The 19860-nt window shown below is 60.2% G+C and carries 19 protein-coding genes; 1 reads left to right on the forward strand and 18 read right to left on the reverse strand.

Annotation, left to right across the window (positions count from 1 at the left end):
* Positions 1 to 234: 234 nt before the first annotated feature.
* From ACTQ0H_RS08140 to ACTQ0H_RS08150, 3 genes are all read right to left on the reverse strand, one after another.
* Complete coding sequence (locus ACTQ0H_RS08140; protein WP_427719693.1) at positions 235 to 1635, reverse strand: phosphoglucomutase/phosphomannomutase family protein; 1401 nt, start codon at positions 1633 to 1635, stop codon at positions 235 to 237.
* A 175-nt stretch (positions 1636 to 1810) separates the two neighbouring features.
* Complete coding sequence (locus tag ACTQ0H_RS08145) at positions 1811 to 2704, reverse strand: homocysteine S-methyltransferase family protein (protein WP_441538268.1); 894 nt, start codon at positions 2702 to 2704, stop codon at positions 1811 to 1813.
* A gap of 12 nt (positions 2705 to 2716) precedes the next feature.
* Entirely contained in the window at positions 2717 to 3139 is a 423-nt protein-coding gene (locus ACTQ0H_RS08150; protein WP_441538266.1) for a metal-dependent transcriptional regulator, read from the reverse strand.
* Between the two features lie 120 nt (positions 3140 to 3259).
* Between ACTQ0H_RS08150 and pepT the strand changes: the two genes are divergently transcribed.
* Complete coding sequence (pepT, locus tag ACTQ0H_RS08155; protein WP_427719695.1) at positions 3260 to 4507, forward strand: peptidase T; 1248 nt, start codon at positions 3260 to 3262, stop codon at positions 4505 to 4507.
* 253 nt (positions 4508 to 4760) lie between these two features.
* Here the strand turns inward: pepT and ACTQ0H_RS08160 are convergent, their stop codons facing one another.
* The 15 genes from ACTQ0H_RS08160 to ACTQ0H_RS08230 all read right to left on the reverse strand — a co-directional run bounded on the left by ACTQ0H_RS08160 (position 4761) and on the right by ACTQ0H_RS08230 (position 19268).
* Positions 4761 to 5996, reverse strand: a complete 1236-nt coding sequence (locus ACTQ0H_RS08160) for an LCP family protein (protein WP_441548038.1) — start codon at positions 5994 to 5996, stop codon at positions 4761 to 4763.
* Between the two features lie 12 nt (positions 5997 to 6008).
* On the reverse strand, positions 6009 to 7292 hold the full coding sequence (gene murA, locus ACTQ0H_RS08165; RefSeq protein WP_441548039.1) for a UDP-N-acetylglucosamine 1-carboxyvinyltransferase: 1284 nt from the start codon (positions 7290 to 7292) through the stop codon (positions 6009 to 6011).
* Positions 7293 to 7380: 88 nt separating this feature from the next.
* A complete protein-coding gene (gene atpC / locus ACTQ0H_RS08170) occupies positions 7381 to 7773 on the reverse strand; it encodes an ATP synthase F1 subunit epsilon (protein WP_427727755.1) in 393 nt (130 codons plus the stop codon).
* Positions 7774 to 7778: 5 nt separating this feature from the next.
* Complete coding sequence (gene atpD, locus ACTQ0H_RS08175) at positions 7779 to 9233, reverse strand: F0F1 ATP synthase subunit beta (protein ID WP_427727748.1); 1455 nt, start codon at positions 9231 to 9233, stop codon at positions 7779 to 7781.
* Positions 9233 to 10141 carry an ATP synthase F1 subunit gamma gene (gene atpG, locus ACTQ0H_RS08180; protein ID WP_441049241.1) on the reverse strand — a complete coding sequence of 303 codons (909 nt, stop codon included), beginning with the start codon at positions 10139 to 10141 and terminating at the stop codon, positions 9233 to 9235. Before atpG ends, atpD begins: the two co-directional genes overlap by 1 nt.
* 5 nt (positions 10142 to 10146) lie before the next feature.
* Positions 10147 to 11754, reverse strand: a complete 1608-nt coding sequence (gene atpA / locus ACTQ0H_RS08185) for a F0F1 ATP synthase subunit alpha (protein WP_441548040.1) — start codon at positions 11752 to 11754, stop codon at positions 10147 to 10149.
* A 2-nt stretch (positions 11755 to 11756) separates the two neighbouring features.
* Complete coding sequence (locus ACTQ0H_RS08190) at positions 11757 to 12233, reverse strand: F0F1 ATP synthase subunit delta (protein WP_427727743.1); 477 nt, start codon at positions 12231 to 12233, stop codon at positions 11757 to 11759.
* Positions 12226 to 12822 (reverse strand): F0F1 ATP synthase subunit B, encoded by a 597-nt coding sequence (atpF, locus tag ACTQ0H_RS08195; RefSeq protein ID WP_427727741.1) that lies wholly within the window; start codon positions 12820 to 12822, stop codon positions 12226 to 12228. The genes ACTQ0H_RS08190 and atpF overlap by 8 nt, the downstream gene beginning before the upstream one ends.
* A gap of 21 nt (positions 12823 to 12843) precedes the next feature.
* On the reverse strand, positions 12844 to 13035 hold the full coding sequence (locus tag ACTQ0H_RS08200) for an ATP synthase F0 subunit C (protein WP_427727739.1): 192 nt from the start codon (positions 13033 to 13035) through the stop codon (positions 12844 to 12846).
* Positions 13036 to 13133: 98 nt separating this feature from the next.
* On the reverse strand, positions 13134 to 13931 hold the full coding sequence (gene atpB / locus ACTQ0H_RS08205; protein ID WP_441032000.1) for a F0F1 ATP synthase subunit A: 798 nt from the start codon (positions 13929 to 13931) through the stop codon (positions 13134 to 13136).
* Positions 13932 to 13976: 45 nt separating this feature from the next.
* Complete coding sequence (locus tag ACTQ0H_RS08210) at positions 13977 to 14270, reverse strand: hypothetical protein (protein ID WP_441031998.1); 294 nt, start codon at positions 14268 to 14270, stop codon at positions 13977 to 13979.
* 468 nt (positions 14271 to 14738) lie between these two features.
* On the reverse strand, positions 14739 to 15386 hold the full coding sequence (gene upp, locus ACTQ0H_RS08215) for a uracil phosphoribosyltransferase (protein WP_040359658.1): 648 nt from the start codon (positions 15384 to 15386) through the stop codon (positions 14739 to 14741).
* 123 nt (positions 15387 to 15509) lie between these two features.
* Positions 15510 to 17051 carry a glycerol kinase GlpK gene (glpK, locus tag ACTQ0H_RS08220; protein ID WP_427796111.1) on the reverse strand — a complete coding sequence of 514 codons (1542 nt, stop codon included), beginning with the start codon at positions 17049 to 17051 and terminating at the stop codon, positions 15510 to 15512.
* Complete coding sequence (locus tag ACTQ0H_RS08225; RefSeq protein WP_229770733.1) at positions 17005 to 17808, reverse strand: L-threonylcarbamoyladenylate synthase; 804 nt, start codon at positions 17806 to 17808, stop codon at positions 17005 to 17007. Before ACTQ0H_RS08225 ends, glpK begins: the two co-directional genes overlap by 47 nt.
* A gap of 209 nt (positions 17809 to 18017) precedes the next feature.
* Positions 18018 to 19268, reverse strand: a complete 1251-nt coding sequence (locus ACTQ0H_RS08230) for a N5-glutamine methyltransferase family protein (protein ID WP_441031993.1) — start codon at positions 19266 to 19268, stop codon at positions 18018 to 18020.
* Between the last annotated feature and the right edge of the window lie 592 nt (positions 19269 to 19860).

Consider the following 19860-nt stretch of genomic DNA (forward strand, 5'->3'; position numbering starts at 1 on the left):
TGCGACACATCTGGTGTGTCCATCCTCGCAGTATCCGGTTCTCAAGGTGCACGCCTGCGCCGGTTCCCGGTCCGACCGGGCCGCGCGGCAAGGAGATATATTGCCAGACCGGAGGGGCCCGCGGGGCGGGAATCTGGTTGCACACAACTCCTACACATTTATACCCGCAGCTGACGCTTGCCAGTCGTTACCTACCACTCGCCGAGCATATCTTTATATTGATCAGCCCCATGGCTAGAGCCGATATGCGCCCCGAGCCAAAGCGCAGCCGGCATCAAGCAACTCGTCGCGCTCCTCCACCGAAAAGCCCTCGGCGTACACTCGCACCACCGGCTCAGTGCCACTCGGGCGAACCAACAGCCAGGTATCATCCTCAAATGCCAAACGCAAGCCGTCCATGTGACTTACGCTCTGCGGCGCCTTGCCGCAAATCGACTTGGGATTCACACCGGGAAGCAGCGTGCGCAGCGACTCGGCATCTTCTGCCTCAAGTCGTAAATCTCGGCGGCCATAACTTGTTTTTCCAAAACTCGCCTCGAGCTGATCGACCAGCACGCCCAGCGAAGCCCCCGTCTTTGCCATGAGCTCACACAGGAGTAGGCAAGCGAGGATGCCGTCACGCTCGGGCATATGCGCGGCAATGCCGATGCCACCGGCCTCCTCACCGCCCATAAGCACCCCGTCTTTTTTCATCTCGGCGGCTATATATTTGAAGCCAACCGGTTTTACGGTCACGCGGCAACCGAGTGCCTCGGCAACACGACGTACAAGCGTCGAGCACGATAGATTGACGACGACTCGCCCCTTCAAATTGCGAAACTGAACCAATTCGCCCATTACGAGCGCCATGATCTGATGCGGATGTATATATCTACCGCGCTCGTCGACCGCGCCAATACGGTCAGCATCGCCATCGGTCACCAGGCCGGCACACGCGCCGTCTTCGATAACTGCACGCTCGCAGGCATCCACCCACGGCTCTACGGGATCGGGACAGATATCCCTCCAATCCGATGCTTGCCCCGCATGAATCTCATGGACCTCAACACCCAGCTCGCGCAGCAAATCGGCAAGATAACCTTGAGCCGCTCCCCCCATGGGGTCGACCACCACGCGCAGACGAGCGGCACGAATGGCATCGGCATCGACAAACGATGCTACCGCTCGCATATAGTCGGGAATGATATCCGCCGTGCGATACTGCTCCTCGAGCCCCAGAGGTTCGGCGGCCATCGTTGCCTCGAGTTCTTCGATGACGTCCTGGTTTGCCGTGGAACCATCGCCCATGCGCAGTTTGAGACAGAGATAGCCCTGCGGATGATGTGAACCGGTCACCATGAGCGCCCCGCACGCCTCGCCATCGTATGCGGCAGCCCACGTGATGGCAGGCGTGGGTACAAAACGGGCCGCGAGCACGGCATCAAGGCCATGGGCCGCAAGCACGCCAGCTGCAAGTTCTGCAAACTCGCGCGCCCGGGGACGGGTGTCATACCCGATATATACCGTCTTGCCGGGATATGTCTTTTGCCAGAGCTCGCCGGCGGCATCAGCGATACGGGCAACATTGTCAGCGTTAAAATCCTCGCCGACGCGAGCGCGCCAGCCATCAGTTCCAAAATGAATTATCGCGCACACTCGCAGACACCTCGCAGTGTTTGGATCATGGTACGCAAGTGGTATACCCGCAACGAGTGCCCGGCAAGCCGCCGGCGCACGCATTCACCGTTTAGGCAAAAGCCGTCGAGGGCGCATATAGACAAAAAACCCGCCCCGGTTGGGGCGGTAATTCGAATGTGCTTTTCTTGGGACTCTATATATCGAGCGCGTCTGCCATAGCAGCCGTCGTGATCGCCGTGGTTCCGCAACAGCCACCAGCCATTGCGGCGCCAGCCCGCTTCCACTCGACGCATGCGCGCGCGAAAGCTTCGGGGTCCTCGTGCCACACGGGCCCATCTTGCGTTTGGACCGGATTTCCCGCATTGGGACGTACGGTAACGGGCGTCGTGGCTATCTTGACCATTCTTGGTACCGCAGCGGTAGCCGCTGTCAGGGTGCAGCAATTGACCCCAACCGAGCTCGCACCGTGCTTCTCGGCATACAAGATGGCACCTTCGATGTTTAGGCCATCACCCAGCAGGTCGCCCTTGTCATCAATAGCAAAGCTCACCAGAACGGGCATGCCATCAGCGGCATCATGGACACCGGCGAGCACGGGCTGCAGATTGCGGATAGACGTGATCGTCTCGACCAGAATCCCGTCGACGCCGGCGTTGAGCAGGGCGGACGCCTGCTCGCGAGCATTTGCGCGAATCTCTCGATACTCGGAAGAATCCTCGACAAACCACTCAATCGCAATAGGCCCCATGGACCCCAGCAATAGCTGGGGATTTGCCTGGCGGGCATCGTCGACCGCCCCGCGATTGACCTCTGCCATAGATGGAGCGATTTCATCGCGATCGAGCGCAAAACCCGATGCCTGGAACGTATTGGTAATAAGCACCTGTGCACCAGCGGCGGCATACAGTCGGTGGATGCGAGAAACCGTCTGCGGTTCGGCGAGGTTCCAAAATGCCGGCGGAATATCGGCAGCACCGTATTCACTCAGCAGCACGCTGCCCATCGGACCCTGTGCCAGCAGCGTCTCGCTGGCAAGTCGGCGCATAAGCTCCTCGCCGCCGAAGCGATTGTAATAACTCGTATCCATATATATGTTTCGCTATTCCTCGATGCTGATTCCCTGCTTTTCGAGATAGGCGAGCCAACGGACCATTGTGTCCTCGGAAAGCGCGTGCTCCATCATACAGGCCTCGGCATCGGCGCGCTCAAAGTCGACGCCGAGCTCCTGGACCAAAAATGTGCGAATCAGGCGATGGCGATACCAGATAGCCAAACCGACCTCGCGCCCACGGTTGGTCAGGATAACCTTGCCGTAGTGAGACTGCTCGACAAGTTCGGATGCCTTGAGAGCCGAAACCGCCTTGTTGACCGATGCCTTCGAAACGCCAAGGCGCTGTGCGATATCGACCGACCGCACGCCATTAGTCTCCCCATCCTCGCGCTCGATGCGAACCATGCACTCCAAGTAGTCTTCGTTCGCCACCGTTAGATGTAGCTCGCGCGAGCTATTTGTCGTATCCATGAACATCCGTCCCTTCTGCATTCAATGGCTGATTCTACCCCATCCAAGCGTCGCGGTATGCCGCGGCATACCGTGCTAGAGTTCTTGATGCACACGACAACCAAGATTGGAGCGGTCTCTATGGAAAACACCACCACGAACCCCGACGTACTCGAGCGTTTCTTGCGCTACGTCCAGATCAACACACAGTCCGAGGATGCCAACTGTGACCAGGTGCCGTCGAGCACCGTCCAGTTTGATCTTGCCAATGTGCTTGCCGAGGAATTGCGCGAGCTTGGTGCAACCGATGCCCATGTAACCGAAAACGCCTATGTCTGCGCTCACATTCCCGCGAGCGCCGGCTCCGAGAATAAGCCCGCCTTGGGCCTGATCGCGCACCTCGACACCACCGAGGTCGCACCGGGCGCCGGCGTAGCGCCGCACATCGTGCACTACGAGGGCGGCGACCTGGTTTGCGGCATCGTCGACGGCAAGCCCGTATCCATGAGCACCGCCAAGCTCCCCGCCCTCAACAACCTTTTGGGCGAGGACCTGGTTTGCACCGACGGCACCACGCTGCTGGGCGCCGACGATAAGGCCGGTGTCGCCGAGATTATGGCGCTCGTCGCACGCATTGCACAGGACCCCAGCCTGCCCCACCCCACGCTTGGTATTTGTTTCTGCCCGGACGAGGAAATCGGCCACGGTGCCGAGCTGTTGGATATCGAGGACTTTGGCTGTAAGTATGCCTACACAGTCGACGGCGGTCCGGTTGGCGAGCTTGAGTGGGAGTGCTTCAACGCCGCCGAGGCTACCGTTAGCTTTGAGGGCCAGTCCATTCACCCCGGCGACGCCAAGGGCCGCATGGTTAACGCGGGCAATCTGTTCTGCGACTTCAATGCCCTGCTTCCCTACGTGCAGCGTCCGGAATACACCGAGGGCTACGAGGGCTTCTATCACCTCGAGGGCGTTTCTGCCACAGTCGACCATGCCACGGCGCGCTATATCGTCCGTGATCACGATGCCGCCAAGTTCCAGCAGAAGCTCGATCTGATGGATGCTGCCGCCGCGCTGCTCAACCAGCGTCTGGGCGAGGAGCGCGTAACGGTCGAGATCAAGCACCAGTACCGTAACATGGCCGAGATTGTCCGCGACTACCCAGAGCTGATCGATGTCGCTAAGGAATCCTTCCTTGCCTGCGATGTTGAGCCCCAGGTGCTGCCGATTCGCGGCGGCACCGACGGTGCACAGCTGTCGTTCCGCGGCCTGCCCTGTCCCAACCTTTCGACGGGCGGCTACTGCTACCACGGCGTCAACGAGTTTGTTCCGGTCAGCTCGCTCGTCAAGATGACCGACGTCTTGCAGGAGCTCGTCGCCCGCTTCGCATAAGGAACTCGAATAATCTAGGTAAGCAAAATCGCCCCGTCCTCAAAACCGAGAACGGGGCGATTTTTTGGTGCAAGGGGAGTAGTCGGCATCGCTGGTTGAATCAACGTCAGCGAGCGACGTCCAGGGCGAACAAGTTGGCATGAAAAAGGCAGGACATTGATTCTGGTCATGCCCTGCCTTTTGAATGACAAATTGTCGCTCTGGGCGGCGCGCAACGTCGAGCCGTTGCGCGGACTGGCAAGCCCGCGCAACCCTAGTAGTTGGCTTCGTAACCGTTGCCGTCGCCAGTGGGCTCCTCGTAATAATATGAGCTGTAATCCGAATCGTCCGAATAGCTCGAATCGCCCGAGCTTTCCGACGAACCTGCCGTACCGTAGGCGTAATCGTCAGAAGTATGGTTGCTCAAATCACCGATTGTGGAGCTGGTTCCGTCGGATAGGCCCATGGTGTTTGGTCCCTTAGGATCCTTGCCGGCATCGACGCGCGCCATCATCTCCTTAAGCTCGTCCTCGTAGACAAAGACATAGCTCTGGCCGTCGATCATGGTGGTTTCATCTGCGTAGGAAGGCAGATTCGCCGAATAGATGCCATCGACATCCATGCCGCGCATAGCATTGACCGTAGACACGATGTCCTGAACGCTCATATCGGTCACAAGCATATCGGACAGCGAATTAACCAGGTCGAAGACCTTCGTAGCATCAAAGTTGTTGAGAATCTGGTTGGCAAGGGCACCAAGCACCTGGCGTTGGTGACGCATGCGCGTATAGTCGCCGTCGGCATAGGTATAGCGGCAACGGGCATAGGTGAGCGCGGTAGCACCGTCCATGTGCTGCTGGCCTGCCGTAATCTTAATGTCCAGATGCTCGGGGTCATCGACATCGTCGGTGGCGTTGATGTCGATACCGCCCACAGAGTCAATCAATGATTGCATACCGTCAAAGCTAACCTCGGCATAGTGGGAAATCTGCACGCCGCACAGCTCATTGACCGCTTGAACCATGGCCTCGGCACCGCCATAGGTATGGCAGGCGTTGACCTTCATGGTTTCGCCGTTATAGACAACCTTGGTATCACGTGGAATGGATATAAGCGTAGCCTGCTTTTGCGTAGGGTCGATGCGCGCCAAGATAATTGAATCGGCGCGATACGTGTCCTCGCCCGGACGACCATCGGTACCCAAAAGAAGCACGTAGAACGGATCCTTGGCCTCATCGGTATCCACCAAGATGTGGCGCAGATTGTCGGTAATGACATTGGAATCGCCGAGCTTGCCCATAATGCTGGCGAACCACAGCCCGGCGGCAGTCGTAGCGCTCAACAGCACGCCAAGCACGGCGATAAGCGCAACGCGACGGATTGTCTGGCCGCGGCGGCGCTGACGAGCGCGCTCGGAGTAGCGTGCAACATTATCGCGACTGTAGATCTTGGCCTGTGCGCCAGTTGAAGGTCTTCGAGTATCCGCTAAGGGCTTCTTATTATTAAACATAGGCAACCTGCATTAGTAGATGACGGGATCGGGAACAGTGGCGTGCTCGACGTTTGCACCAAGTGCCTGCAGTTTTTCGACCAACTGCTCATAGCCACGTTTGATGTGATGGATGGCCGAGACCTCGGTAACGCCGTCGGCGATAAGGCCAGCAACGACGAGCGCGGCGCCGCCGCGCAGATCAGGCGAGGTAACCTGTGCACCCGAGAACCCCTTGACGCCATGAATCATGGCGTGATGGCTTTCGATGCGGATATCCGCGCCCATACGGACCAGCTCCGACGCGAACATGAAGCGGTTCTCGAAGATATTCTCGGTAATCACAGAGCTGCCATCAGCAAGAGCGGAAAGCACCATGATCTGCGCCTGCATGTCCGTCGGGAAGCCCGGGAACGGGAGTGTCTGAATATCGACCGGCCTGATGTGCTCGACACGACTCACGTGAACGCCATTCTCGATTCGCTCACACTCGATGCCCATGAGCTCCATCTTCTTGAGCACCATGCCCAAGTGAATGGGGCAAAAGCCCGTAACGTCGACACCGCGGTCATCGGCCATCAGAGCACCGGCAACGATAAAGGTGCCGGCCTCGATGCGGTCGCCCACCACGCGATGGGTAACGGGATGCAACTCGTCCACACCTTCGATGGTCACGACGGGCGTGCCGGCGCCAACAATCTTGGCGCCCATCTCGTTGAGCATATTGGCAAGGTCGACGATCTCGGGCTCGCGAGCCGCATTATCGATAACCGTAGTGCCTTGTGCGCGCACGGCCGCCATGATGAGGTTCTCGGTAGCGCCGACGCTGGCAAATTCGAGCGTGACGGTGGTACCGTGTAGGCCCTGGGGCGCGTTGGCGTTGATGTAGCCGTGGGCGGTATCGAACTCAACGCCCAAGGCCTCAAGACCCAAGATATGCATGTCGATCTTGCGAGCGCCCAGGTTGCAGCCGCCGGGCATGGCGATCTTGGCGCGATGGAAACGGCCCAGCAGGGGTCCCATCACGGCCGTGGAGGCGCGCATCTTGGCAACGAGCTCATAGGGAGCCTCCCAGGAATCAACCTGAGAGGTATCAATCTCGAGCGTGTGCTCGTCGAGGACATCGATCGTGGCGCCCATGCCCTTGAGCACCTTGCCCATCACGTGGACATCCGAGATATCGGGCACGTTCTGCAGCGTCGTCTTCCCCGGTGCCAGAAGCGTTGCCGCCATGAGTTTGAGTGCAGAGTTCTTTGCACCCGAAACGGGCACGGAGCCTCCGATGGTGTGGCCACCTTCAACACGGATAATATCCAAGGTCTACCCTTTCAAAAAGCATGCCCGGGATGGCTGGGCCATCCCGGGCATGATGTGTTCGCAAATGGTCGAACGCCAAATCGTTTGACTATTGGGCAAGCATGAGCTTACACCATGCGATTTCATTATAGAGGTAGGCGCGGCGTGCATCATCCTCCGACAAATTACCCAGCTTCTCTTCAAAACCTTGAATATCAGCTTTAAGCTTGTCGGCATCGACGGTCGCCAAATCGCAAGCGCGCTCGGCGAGGACAATCACGACATCGTCCGCAACCTGGGCATAGCCGCCGTCCACAGCAAACGTGTGGTCGACGGTGCCCATTTGCTTATCACAAACGCGAACGTAGCCGCGATCGATCGTGCAGATCTCGCTAGCGTGACGCGGAAGAATGCCGAACTCGCCGTCCGTGGAAGGCAGGGCGACAAATGCCGCCTCGCCTTCATAGGCGCAGCTCTCCGGACACACGATGCGGATTTGCATAGCCACTACTTCTCCTCCATCTTGGCGGCGCGCTCGCGCACGTCGTCAATCGTGGACGCATAACGGAACGCCTGCTCGGGCAGGTCGTCGCACTCGCCGTCGACAATGGCGGCAAACGAGCGGACCGTGTCCTCGACACGGATGTAGACACCGGGGTTGCCGGTGAACTGCTCGGCGACGTGGAAGGACTGAGACAGGAACTGCTGGAGCTTACGGGCACGGTTGACCGTAAGGCGCTGCTCCTCGGAAAGCTCGTCCATACCCAGAATGGCGATGATGTCCTGCAGGTCGGAGTACTCCTGGAGCAGCTCTTGGACTGCGACGGCCACACGATAGTGCTCCTCGCCGACAATCGAGGGATCCAGGGCGTCGGAAGAGGAAGCCAAGGGGTCGATTGCGGGATACAGACCGAGCTCGGCGATGGAACGCGAAAGAACGGTCGTGGCGTCGAGGTGTGTAAACGTCGTGGCGGGAGCCGGGTCGGTCAGGTCGTCTGCAGGGACGTAGACAGCCTGAACGGAGGTGATGGAACCCGTCTTGGTCGAGGTAATGCGCTCCTGGAGGTCGCCCATCTCGGTAGCCAGCGTGGGCTGGTAGCCAACAGCGGACGGCATACGGCCCAGAAGGGCGGAAACCTCGGAACCGGCCTGGGAGAAGCGGAAAATGTTATCGATGAACAGCAGGACGTCCTGGCCACGATCGCGGAAGTACTCAGCGGTGGTGAGGCCGGCCAGACCAATGCGCAGACGCGCTCCAGGCGGCTCGTTCATCTGACCGTAGACCAAGCAGGTCTTATCGATAACGCCAGACTCGCTCATCTCGAGGAACAGGTCGGTACCCTCACGGGTACGCTCGCCAACGCCGGTGAACACCGAGGTGCCGCCATGCTCCTGGGCGAGGTTGTTGATGAGCTCCTGAATCAGAACGGTCTTGCCGACGCCGGCACCGCCAAACAGACCCGTCTTGCCGCCACGGATGTAGGGCTCGAGCAGGTCGACGGCCTTAATGCCGGTCTCGAAGATCTCGGTCTTGGTAGTGAGCTCGTCGAAATGAGGTGCCGGGTGATGGATGGGATAAAACTCATCGATCTGGGGCATGGGCTTGCCATCGACAGGCTGGCCCATAACATTCCAAATGCGGCCGAGGGTCTCGGGGCCGACGGGCATCTTCATGGGTGCGCCGGTGTCGACCGCGACGACGCCGCGCTGCAAGCCGTCGGTCGACGTCATGGCGACGGTACGAACGACACCGCCGGGAAGCTGAGACTCAACCTCCAGGATGGTGCTGATGTGACCCATCGGCGTATCGGCCTCGACCGTGAGCGCGTTGTAGATCGAGGGGACAGCGCCATCGAACTTAACGTCGACAACTGCGCCGATGATACGGACGATACGCCCCTCACCGGCCGTCTGACGTGCCGTGGCCTCCTCGACCGCCGCTTTAACGGTGGTATCTGCCATTAGTGTTCCTCCAATGCTGCGGCTCCGCCCACGATCTCGTTGATCTCCGTGGTAATGGAAGCCTGACGCACGCGGTTATACGTACGGGTAAGAGTCGAGATGATCGACGACGCGTTCTCCGTGGCGGAGTGCATGGCCTTACGGCGCGCACCCTGCTCGGCGGCGGCCGAATCGATCAGCGCCTGGTGAATGACGGTCAGGATGTAGCTGGGGACCAGCTCAGCCAACACATGCTGGGCGCTCGGCACGAACTTGAACGAGGACGAGACGCGCTCGGGGCCCTCGTCTGCGTTCTTGCGCGGGCCATGTGCCATGGCGATCATCTCGGGGTCGAGCGGAAGCAAATGCTCGGTACGAAGAACCTGATCGACGCGGTTGCGAGCGTGATGGTACACGATCTCGACGCGGTCGAGCTGACCCTTGGAGTACTCGTCGCAGATATAGCTCGCGATCATGCGGGCATCCTCGAGGCTCGGGTCGGCCGAGGAACCCTCGAAGTGCATGACCGTGTTGGCACGGCTGCGGAAATACTCGCTCGCCTTGCGACCGCATGCGATGATCTCGCACTCGGCGCCATCATGCGCCCATTCGCGAGCGATTTTCTCGCAGGTGCGCTCAACGTTGACGTTGAAGCCGCCCGCCAGACCGCGATCGGACGTGATCGCGATGATCAGACCGCGCTTGAACTCCTCATGCGTCTTGAGCATGGGGTTGTCGCCGGCAGTCTCTGTATCGCTCGCAACGGTGTGCATGACGTCGGTAAGCGCCTTCTTGTAGGGCTCAGCCTGCGTGGCTCGATCGAGCGCGCGACGGATCTTGGCCGTAGATACCATCTCCATCGTGCGCGTGATCTGCTTGGTGCTCGTGACCGAGGAGATTCGCTTCTTAATGTCGCGAAGGTTAGCCATAGAGCTTAGTTCTCCTCTGCGCCCTCAGCTGCGCTCGCGGTGGAGGCATGCTTGGAGGCGTACTCGTTCTTGAAATCGGTGATGGCCTGAAGCAGCTGCTCTTTGGTCTCGCCGTCGATCTTGTTGGTACGGACCTTCTGCAGCAAGCCGCCAAAGCCAGCATTCATGTACTCGAGCAGCTCGGAGCGGAACGGCAGCACCTCGGAAAGGGGCAGGTCGTCGATAAAGCCCTCGTTGCCGGCGAACAGCGTAACGATCTGCTCGGCGACGTCGAACGGCTTAAAGCGCGCCTGCTTAAGAAGCTCGGTCATGTGCGCACCGTGGGTAAGCTGCTTTTGGGTGGCTGCATCCAGGTCGGAACCGAACTGGGTAAAACCGGCGAGCTCACGGTAGGCGGCAAGGTCCAGACGGAGGTTGCCGGCGACCTGCTTCATGGCCTTGGTCTGAGCGGAGCCACCGACGCGCGACACCGAGATGCCGACGTCGACTGCCGGGCGCTGGCCCTGGAAGAAGAGCTCGGACTGCAGGTAGATCTGACCATCGGTAATGGAAATGACGTTGGTCGGAATGTAGGCCGAAACGTCGCCGTCCTGGGTCTCGATGACCGGCAGGGCCGTCATGGAGCCGTAGCCGTTCTTCTTGGACATCTTGACGGCACGCTCGAGCAGGCGAGAGTGCAGGTAGAAGATGTCGCCAGGATAGGCCTCGCGTCCGGGCGGACGATGCAGCGTAAGCGACATCTGACGATAGGCGACAGCCTGCTTGGATAGGTCATCGTAGATGACGAGCACATGGCCGCCGGGGTTGGTCTCGCTGGCGGGCTCGCCGTTCTCGCCGTTGTACATAAAGAACTCGCCGATAGCGGCACCGGCCATAGGGGCGATGTACTGCATAGGGGCCGAGTCGGCAGCGGTAGCCGAGACGATGATGGTGTAGTCGAGTGCGCCGTGCTGGGCGAGGGTCTCACGGATGTTGGCAACCGTAGAGGCCTTCTGGCCGATAGCGACGTAGATGCAGACCATGTCCTTACCGCGCTGGTTGAGGATGGCATCGATCGCGATGGCGGTCTTGCCGGTCTTACGGTCGCCGATGATGAGCTCACGCTGGCCACGGCCGATAGGAACCATGGAGTCGATAGCGAGCAGACCAGTCTGAACCGGCTCGCAGACCGGGGTGCGGTCGATAACGCCGGGGGCCTTGAACTCGATGGGGCGACGGTGCGTGGCGACGATATCGCCCAGGCCGTCGATGGGCTGGCCCAGCGGGTTGACGACGCGACCGAGCATGGCGCGGCTCACGGGAATATCCATGACGCGACCGGTGGTACGGCACTCGTCGCCTTCCTTGATGACGTTGACGGCGCCGAACAGAACAGCACCGACCTCATCGCGGTCGAGGTTCTGGGCAAGGCCGTAGACGGTCTCGCCGGTCTCGGAGCTCTTGAACTCCAAGAGCTCGCCGGCCATGGCGTTGCGCAGTCCCGAGACGCGCGCGATGCCGTCGCCAACCTCGTCAACATGGGAAACCTCTTGCGTGTCGACGGTAGCCGCCAGGCCATCGAGCTTCGCCTGCAGGGCGCGGGCGATGCTTTCGGCATTGAGGGTATCGGACATAACTAGGCTTCACCTCCGTTATTCAAAATCGTGGAACCGAGGGCCTCACGCGCTGCGCGCAGCTGGGTCTTGACGGTAACGTCGCGACGCTGGCCGCGGGCCTCGAGAATCAGACCGCCGATGATGGACGGATCGACCTTCTCGATCAGGAACACCTTGCGCTTTAGATCGGCCTCGCATTTCTCGGTAATCGTGCGGCGCAGCTCGTCATCGAGCGGGACAGCCGTGGTGACGGTGACGCCTACGACGTCCTCGTCGGTCGCGGTTACCATCCGATAAGCCGATGCAATCTGCGGCAGAAGATCGAGCTGGCCGCGCTCGAACACGGTACCGAGGACAGCAAGCACCTCGGGGCTGGCGTTCGCGATGACCTCAAGCTCGTGAAGATCGCGGAACACACGGCCCTCGGCCTTAGCGGCCTCCAGGAGGGTGCGTGCATAGGTCTCGAGAACCCTGTTCTCCATGCGGCTGTTAGGCATTCAGGCTACCTGCTTCCTTGATGTAGCGCTCGATCAGACGACGCTGCTCGTCGTCGTTCTCGAGGGCCTCGCCGACAATCTTGGTCGCAACGGAGACGGAAAGATCGGCGATGGAGCCGGCAGCGGCGGCATAGATGGAGTTGCGCTCGTCCTCGGCGTTGGCGTGGGCCTTGGCAATGATGTCCTCGGCCTCCTCGTGAGCCTTGGCGATAATGCGGGCGCGCTCGGACTCGGCGTCCTGACGGGCGGCGGTCACGATGTCGGCAGCCTGACGACGGGCGTCGGTGAGGAGGGCGTCGGACTCCTTGCGGGCCTCGATGGCCTTGCGCTTGGTGGTCTCAGCCTCATCGAGGCTGTCCTTGATGCGCTTGCCGCGCTCTTCCATCGTCTGCAGAATCTGCGGCCAGGCGAACTTGGCCAAAACGATGAAGATGATGAGGAAGGCAATGAGTGCAGGGACGAATTCCGCCATCTTGGGGACGAGGATCTCGGCCTTGTTCTCAGACTCCTCGGCGAATGCCGACACCGGCATGGCGAGCATGGCGCCCGTCAGCGCAGCAGCGACTTTCGCGTGGTTGAAATGCTTCATGGCGACTACCTTCGTGCTCAATTACGAAATCAGCGTAACGACGAAGCCGATCAGGCCCAGAGCCTCGGTGAATGCAGATGCAAGAATGAAGACGGTGAAGGCACGGCCCTGGACCTCAGGCTGACGAGCCATAGCGCCCGTAGCACCGAGTGCTGCAAGACCAATTGCGAGACCGGCACCGATAACGCCGAGACCATATCCGATAACTCCCACGATTCCTCCTTTGTCGTGCGCGTGTGCGCAGGATAAATACCTATGTTGTAGAGGCGCACGCGGGTGCCGCGCCTCCGAACACCAAATAAATGCGACCGCTAGTGGGCGTCAGCCTCTGCGATCTGAATGTACACGGCCTCGAGGACCGTAAAAACGTATGCTTGAACAAAGGCAACGATCAGCTCGACGGCGTAGATTACCAAAAGAATCAAAACCCACGCCACGCTGGGCAGGGCGCCCACGGCGTTCATGGCCGTAAAGTGCTCCAGCATCGGCTGGGCAAAGAGCGTGGCCATGATGGCGAACGAACCCATGACGATGTGGCCGGCGAACATGTTGCAGAACAGACGGACGGCGAGCGTGACCAGGCGCAGGCACAGCGAGAAGAGCTCGATGACCCACACGAAGACGTTCATGGGGAAGGCGACGCCCGCAGGGGCGAGGCTCTTGAAGTACCCAAAGAAGCCGTGCTTCTTGATACCAAAATAGATGAAGTACACAAACGACACGAGTGCGAGGGCGGCGGTACAGCCGATGGCACCGGTGCCGGGCTTCATGCCGGGGATGAGGCCGATAAAGTTGTTGATCAGGATAAAGAAGAACAGCGAGGCCAAAAACGGGAAGTGCTTCTTCCAGTTGTCGCCAACGACACCCTTGGCGATATCGTCCTGCACGTACTCGATGACCCACTCGACGCCGTTAACGAAGAAGCCCTCGGGGACAACCTTCTGCTTCTTAGTAAACGCGAAAAAGACCACGAACATGACGACAGCGGCGATAAGCAGCCAGAACGAGTACTGCGTCAGGCCCGCGTTAAGGTCACCCACGACCGGAGCCGAGGAGAACTCAGCGACGAGCTCGGCGATCGCGCTGGGTAACTTGGCAAATGCGTCCAAGATTCCACCTTCCCTGTTTGCCCGCACCAAGGTGGGGCAACGCCTTTAATCCTTCATAATCACCATGCAGGCGATCACGATCCAACAAATCAAAAACCCGGCGAGCTCGCCGCACAAAAAGGCGATGAGCGCCACGGGGGCTACCAGGTGCACAATTACGACGCCCATAAAGAGCACCGCAAACGACACCATGATACCCAACATGCCTACCGTCATGTTGGCATCGCGTCGATGCGCCAGCACCGAAGCAAGCGCAAGGTACAACGGCAAAAATGCAACAAGACCGACGACGAATCCCGTTGCGATGAACGGCACGTGGCCTGCCAGCTCAACCGGCATGTGCGTTCCCTTCTCGCGACATATAACCCACATGGAGCCATACCCCGCTCACATCGTCCTAGTATTTTAGGGCGCGTGATTGCAAAATCAATGCACTGTTACCCAACCTTAATCGCGTCTTTAGCCCCTTGGGGTGTCAAACGGACAAAAGGCCGAGCACTGAGGACGAATGGGTCGCGATGGCCGACGAGCGTACTTGACAAACGCCGCCGCACCCGCGTAAGCGCAGCACGACAGCGTTGTTGACTATTGTACGAACCGAATACGCAATGACAAGTGGGAAAACGTAAGTTAATACACAACTGTACATTTTCTTAAGACACTCTTTATACCGTACCTACGGTATAGCGCGTTTTGGGCCCTCGGTGGCTGCGACGACACTCATAAATATGCGTGCAGGCGTCACTCGTACACCCGCACGCACCAATCATGCACGAATGAGCACGTGCAGCTGCCCATGCCTGGCGACTAGAGCGTGCCGTAGATGCGGTCGCCGGCGTCGCCGAGGCCGGGAACGATGTAGGCAGCCTCGTTGAGATGGTCGTCGATGGCACAGGTATAGATATGCACATCTGGGTCCTTCTCGGTCAGCGACTTGAGGCCCTCGGGGGCCGCGACGATGCACAGCATGCGGATGTCCTTGACACCGCGCTCGCGCAGGTAGCTGATGGCCATCTCGGCCGAACCGCCCGTGGCGAGCATGGGGTCGACAACCAGGCAGATGCGCTGGTCGATATCCTTGGGCATTTTGCAGTAATACTCATGCGGTTCGTGAGTAACCTCGTCGCGCTCCATACCGATGTGTCCCACGCGAGCGGAGGGCACCAGGTCGAGGATGCCGTCGACCATGCCAAGGCCCGCACGCAGGATGGGCACGATGGCGAGTTTCTTGCCGGCGAGCTGTTTGAACGTGGCGGTAGTGATGGGGGTCTCGACCTCGACGTCTTCCATAGGCAGGTCGCGCATGGCCTCGTAGCCGTCAAAAAGCGCGAGTTCGCGCACGAGCTGGCGGAACTGATTGGTGCCGGTGTTTTTGTCGCGCAGGATCGACAGCTTGTGCTGGACGAGCGGATGATCGACAAGCGTCACACGGGACGCATCGTAGGTAACGGTCATGAGTTGATTGCCCCTTTCGTTGCGGCCGTAAAACGACCTTGCTGGCATGGCGCGCAGCGATGTTGCCGCCGCGCGCTATACACAAGTTTAGCGGTTTGCTGTATCGAGTGGCCCGTCGCAGCCCTACTGTGCGGTACTGAGCGAGCGCTTGACCGCATCGCGCCAGCCCGCAAGGTTTTGCTCGCGACGCTCGGCGGACATGTGGGGAAGGAAGGTCCTAACGATCTGGGCATTTTGCTCCAGCTCTTCCAGGTCTTCCCAATAGCCGACGGCAAGGCCCGCCAAGTACGCGGCACCGATTGCCGTGGTCTCCACCGTCTCGCATTGCAGCACGGGGATATCCAGCAGGTCGGCCTGGAATTGCATGATGAACTCGTTGCGCGACGCGCCGCCATCGACAGACAGGCGTTCGATCGAAAGCCCCACGTCCTGCTCCATGGCGCGCAGCACGTCGTAGCTCTGATACGCCATGGATTCGCAGGCGGCACGTACGATGGTCGCACGGCTCGAGGCGCCGGTCAGACCGCACACGATACCGCGGGCACGCGGGTCCCACCAGGGGGCGCCCAAACCCGCAAAGGCGGGAACGAAGTAGCAGCCCTCGTTGTCGTTAATCGAAGCGGCGAGTTGTGCAGACTCGCTCACGTTCGAGATGATGCCCATGTTGTTGCGCAGCCAGTTCATGGTGGAGCCGGCGGCAAAGATGGAACCCTCGAGTGCGTAGCTGATCTTCCCGTCCGCGGCGATACCGATGGTGGAGACCAGACCGTTCTTGGATTCGACGACCTCGTCGCCGGTGTTCATGAGCATAAAGCAACCAGTGCCATAGGTGTTTTTGGTCTGGCCGGGATGGAAACAGCAGTGGCCGAACAGCGACGCCTGCTGGTCGCCCGCCACGCCCATGATGGGTGGCATGTTGGTCATGATGTCGCTCGCGACGCGGCCGTAGTCGCCCGAGCTCCAGCGAACCTCGGGCATCATGGAACGCGGAACGTCAAAGAGCGCCAGCAGGTCGTCGTCCCAATCGAGCGTATGGATATTAAAGAGTGCCGTGCGGCTGGCATTGGTGTAGTCGGTGGCAAAGACCTGGCTGCCGGTGAGGTTGTAGATGAGCCAGGTGTCGATGGTGCCAAACATGAGGTCGCCCGCCGCCGCGCTCTCGCGTGCGCCGTCGACGTTGTCGAGAATCCACTGCACCTTGGAGGCCGAGAAATACGGGTCGAGCGTAAGCCCCGTGCGGGAGCGCACCAGCTCTTCTGCGCCCTGCTCAACCAAATTATCGATCAGAGACGCGGTGCGACGGCACTGCCATACGATGGCGTTATAGATGGGCTGGCCGCTCACGCGGTCCCAGACCACCGTGGTCTCACGCTGATTGGAGATACCGATGGCGGCGATGCGATCGGAATGAATCCCGCTCTTAAACTGAACCTCCATCATGACCGCAATCTGGCTGGCAAGGACCGCCATGGGGTCTTGCTCCACCCAACCGGGACGCGGGAAGCTGGTTTTGACGCTGCGGCGCGCTTGGGCGACGATGCAGCCGTACTCGTCGACGATGGTCGCAAGTACCGAGGTGGTGCCGCAGTCGAGCGCCATGATGTAGGAACCGCCAAAGTCAAACGAGGCATCTTCCATGCCCAGGCTGCCCAGATTCAACGACATCGCTTACACCTTTCTGTTGCATCGGGTCGGACAGGACCCGCTCAATCTCTGACGCGGGAAGTGCGCCTTGGCGCAGGATCTGGAGCCCGCCGTGCTGGAACGACACGATGGTCGAAGCGTCGCGGCACGGCGTCTCGCCCGCGTCGACGGCCACGTCGACCCCTTCTAGAATGCGGTCTTCAACGTCGGCAAAGCTTGCCGGCGCGGGCGCGCCGTGTGTATTGGCGCTCGTACAGGCAAGTGGGCTGCCACAGGTGCAGATGAGCGCCTGTACCACGGGCGAGGCCGACGCGCGGAGAGCCACCGTGTCGTCGGCGGCACGCATAAAGGTCGGCACGCAGGGAGCCGCCTTGACCACAATAGTCAGGGCGCCCGGCCAGCATCGTCGGGCAAGTATGCGTGCCTCTTCTGGGATATCCACGCCGTAGCGGTCGAGGGCCTCGGCATCATCGACCAGCCAGGCGACCGTTTGGGTGAGCTCACGCTGCTTGAGGGTAAAGATGCGGCGGTAGCCGGTACCGAGCGCGGGCACCGCGGCGCCGTTGACGGCAGCCTGCGGATCGCGCGGCCACGGCAGAGATTCGCTTGTATCTTGGGGCACGGCGTCCGAGAAGGCGTTGACTGCCACAGCGACGCCATAGACGGTCTCGGTTGGGATTAGGGCCAGGCCGCCACGGCCGAGCACCTCGGCCGTACGCTCGACGGCGAGCCGATGCGGCTCGCGCGCTCCCTCGAATACCCGATAGACCGTCTGCATGTGTATGCCAGCCCCTTACGCTCTGGTGAAAGTTTGTTTACTGAGGGGCATTCTCGCACGAAACGTTTAACCTATTTGTCCACAGCGCATGTTGGTTTGGTGAGCGGCTATAGCAGTCGGTGAAAGTGAGGGGTAATTGAGCCGTGACAAGCCTCTTTACATTTCCGGCGCAGCGCTCCCGCCGCCGCGCCGCCAATACGCTTCGTACTTTACTGACGTTGTTTGGGCTCGGTGACGATAGCTCGAACGATGCGGGGACGATCGGTGAGGTCACGGACGATGCGTACGTCCGAAAGACCCGCCTGGCGGCAGAGCTCGGCCGCGGCGTCGAGGGCGCCCTCATAGAGCTCGCAGGCAAACAGGCCGCCGGCGCGCAGCATATAGGGCGCCGCATTGAGCAGGCGGCGGAAGATATCAAGGCCATCGGCGCCGCCCTCGAGCGCCAAATCGGGCTCAAAGTCCTTGACCTCGTGCGGCAGCGAGCGCATGACGTCAGTCGGGATATAAGGCGGGTTGGAAACGAGCACGTCGAAGGTGCCCCACTCCTCGCGGGGGATAGAGCTCACCAGGTTCGTGAGGCTGAAGGCGACCTCATCGGACGTCAGCCCGAGTGCATCGCGGTTTTTGGTGGCCAGGTCGATGGCGCGCGGCTCGATATCGGTAGCGGTGCAGGCGACATGGCCGCGACGCTCCCAAGCAAGGGAGAGCGAAATGCAGCCTGTGCCGCAGCCGACCTCGAGAACGCGGGCAATGCGGGGGTCGGCAGGCACAGACGCGGCGGCATCCTGCACTAGGGCCGTCTCTTGTTCGACGCCTTCGATGGCAATGCCGTATTCGTCGAGCTCGGGCTCAGCGACTTCCGCGGTCTCGGCCTCAGCTGCCTGCGCGGCGGCTTCCTCGGCCTCACGATCGGCCAGCTCCTCGGCATAAGCTCGGCTGCCCAGCACGTCTCCGCCCAACGCCGCCTCATCGGCAGCCGTGAGGTTGGCGGCACGGCGCTCGGCAGTCGCGCGTTCGTCAGCCAATGCGACTTCGGCTTTACGCGCCTGCTCGACCTCGTCGTTCCATGGCAACTCTACGCGCTGGCGGGTGGCAGCCTCGGGGCTCAGAACCTCGGCATCCAGATAATTGAGGACTTCCTCGACGAGCATCTCGGTCTCGGGACGTGGAATGAGCACGCCGGGGGCGCACGCGACGTCGATCATGCGGAACTGCGTGCTGCCGGTGATGTACTGCAGCGGCTCGCCCTTGGCGCGACGGACAACCGCCGCGTGCATGGTCTCGAGCTGCGCTGCATCGAGCGTGTCGTCCATACGCATATATAAGTCGATGCGCGCTAGGCCCGTGGCGGCGCACAACAGCCACTCGGCAGAAAGACGGGGGTGCTCTTCGCCGCGCTCGGCTAGGTACTCCTTGGTCCACTCGAGACAACGCCTGATGGTCCAGATCTCGTTTGCCATGGGTCCTCCCCTCTTAAGCGCCGGGCGGCGCGCGAATGTCGGAGCAGATTGTACGCGAGGGCGGCACGCGGCGAGAGACGATTGGAAGCGATTATCGAGAATCAGCCCAGAATTTTGCACCGGGCTCGCTCAAAGTGTTCATTCGCCGACGTCTAGATTTGCATTCGTCAAGCTTTTGGCAAGGTTGCCCCAAAACTAACCAATATCTAACCAAGAACTTGCCAAATCACTTGACGTGCGACGCACCAAAAAGGGCCCCGCGACTTCTTGGACGATTTTTCGAGCAATATTTTCAATTGCAGATGAAGGCTGTTAATTACTTTGAGTAGGCAGGCAGCTTAATTTCCAACAAAGTAGATTAAATAAACTCGAAAAGTGATTTACCCAACCTAGTCATTTAAGAACGTCCCCAATGACTACCTCTGAGGCGCCGCAGGTTGAGCATAAGTCCCCAATGACTACCTGCCGCAGGTAGAGGACGGACAGACACTATGACCCAATCCGAGGGCACTAAAAAGATAGGAGCCCCCGCTCGTGACCGCGGGTCGGGGCTGCGACAATGATGTTGAAGTGCCATAGGCGCAGCCGCGCC

The sequence above is a fragment of the Collinsella sp. LCP21S3_A3 genome, from assembly GCF_052118905.1.
Classification (GTDB): domain Bacteria; phylum Actinomycetota; class Coriobacteriia; order Coriobacteriales; family Coriobacteriaceae; genus Collinsella.